The 1,537-nt window shown below is 64.7% G+C and carries 3 protein-coding genes; 2 read left to right on the forward strand and 1 reads right to left on the reverse strand.

What is annotated here, in order from left to right; translation table 11 throughout:
* Window positions 1-37: 37 nt before the first annotated feature.
* Window positions 38-448 carry a cold-shock protein gene (locus G9373_RS45215; protein WP_005255275.1) on the reverse strand — a complete coding sequence of 137 codons (411 nt, stop codon included), beginning with the start codon at window positions 446-448 and terminating at the stop codon, window positions 38-40.
* 153 nt (window positions 449-601) lie between these two features.
* On the opposite strand from G9373_RS45215, the gene G9373_RS45220 reads away from it, so the two are divergent.
* The gene (locus G9373_RS45220; protein ID WP_005255274.1) at window positions 602-841 is read left to right on the forward strand and encodes a hypothetical protein; all 240 of its coding nucleotides are present in this window, start codon (window positions 602-604) and stop codon (window positions 839-841) included.
* Between the two features lie 30 nt (window positions 842-871).
* Complete coding sequence (locus tag G9373_RS45225) at window positions 872-1,249, forward strand: YccF domain-containing protein (RefSeq protein WP_005244158.1); 378 nt, start codon at window positions 872-874, stop codon at window positions 1,247-1,249.
* Window positions 1,250-1,537: the final 288 nt, after the last annotated feature.

Genomic DNA, 1,537 nt, shown 5'->3' on the forward strand with positions numbered 1-1,537 from the left:
CACCGATGCGCGGAGGCCCTTCTCGTCGTTCGTCGAATCAGCTGTCGAGCTCGCGCGCGACGGCGCGGACCACCTCGGAGATGCGCTGGGCGGTCTTGCGGTCCGGGTACTTGCCCTTGCGCAGGTCGGGCTGGACCTTCGCCTCGAGCAGCGTGATCATGTCCTCGACCATGCCGTGGAGTTCGTCCGGCGTGTGCTTCTTGGCGGACGGCTCCTTGCGCGCGGCGTTCTGACGCAGCGACGGCGCCGGGTCGAGCACCTTCAGGCTCAGAGCCTGGGGGCCGCGTCGACCGGCGGCCATGCCGAACTCGACACGCTGGCCGGCCTTGAGGCCCTCGACGCCCTCGGGAAGAGCGGACGAACGCACATAGACGTCCTCCCCTTCTTCCTGCGACAGAAAGCCGAAGCCCTTTTCGACGTCGTACCACTTCACCTTGCCGGTCGGCACCGCGTTCACCCGCTCATCACTTGGAGTGCAGTTGGTTGCACTTGGTATGCAAAACAGCGCGCCCCACCTCTGGTGCGGGACGCGCAGTGCCCACAGTCTACCTTGGACAGACCCCCTCCGGCATCCGGGTTTCCAGGCACTATCGTTGCTGGTGTGGCCCACGAACCGACTCCTTCGAGCACTCCTCAGACACCCCGGAGGGGCGACGGACTCCTGCGCGTCGCACTCGCCCTCTTCGCGATCGGCTTCGTCGCGATCGTGGCGATCTTCCTGACCCCGGTGCTCTCCGATTCCGAACCGGGCCTCGTTCTCTATCTCATCGCCCTGGCGTGCCCGATCGGCTTCCTTCTCGGAATCGTCGCGGCACTGAGGCAGGGCCGACGCTCGCGCTGACACATCCGACCACCGACCGATGGGACGATCATGAGAATTCTGCTCAACATCATCTGGCTGATCTTCGGCGGTCTGTGGCTGGCGCTGGGGTACTTCGTCGCCGGAATCCTCTGCTGCATCCTGATCATTACGATCCCGTTCGGCATCGCGTCGTTCCGGGTCGGCGTCTACGCACTGTGGCCGTTCGGCAAGACGGTGGTCGACAAGCCGACGGCCGGTGTGGCCTCGCTGATCGGCAACGTCATCTGGTTCGTCATCGCTGGTCTGTGGCTCGCGATCGGGCACGTCGTGACGGCAATCGCCATGGCGATCACGATCATCGGTATCCCGCTCGCGGTCGCAAATCTCAAGATGATCCCCATCTCGCTCATGCCCCTCGGCAAGGACATCGTCGACGCTCCCCAGTGATGTGAGCTTCCTCACATAACGGCTCGGTAACGGAAGGGCAACGGCTCGGCGATACGGACGTCTTGTCGCCACTAGCTGGGAAGAGTCCCTGCGCGCCCAATGAGGCCCCGCAACAGGCGAAGACACTCCGCGTTATCAAATGGTGACACTGCGGCCTCGGACCGTTACCGTCGTCACCGGCCGAGGAAACATCGGCCACATCCGGCCCGCCGCGCCAAGCCTCGTCCCGCGGGTACCGGAGTCCCGACGAAGCATTCCAGGGACGAGGACGGGGGACCCAAAGTCCTC

It is taken from the genome of Rhodococcus sp. A14, from assembly GCF_011603105.1.
Classification (GTDB): domain Bacteria; phylum Actinomycetota; class Actinomycetes; order Mycobacteriales; family Mycobacteriaceae; genus Rhodococcus_F; species Rhodococcus_F opacus.

What these genes read in the sequence shown, in the direction of transcription:
- G9373_RS45225 (WP_005244158.1), top strand. Translation starts at nt 872, where the DNA reads ATGAGAATTCTGCTCAACATCATCTGGCTGATCTTCGGCGGTCTGTGG.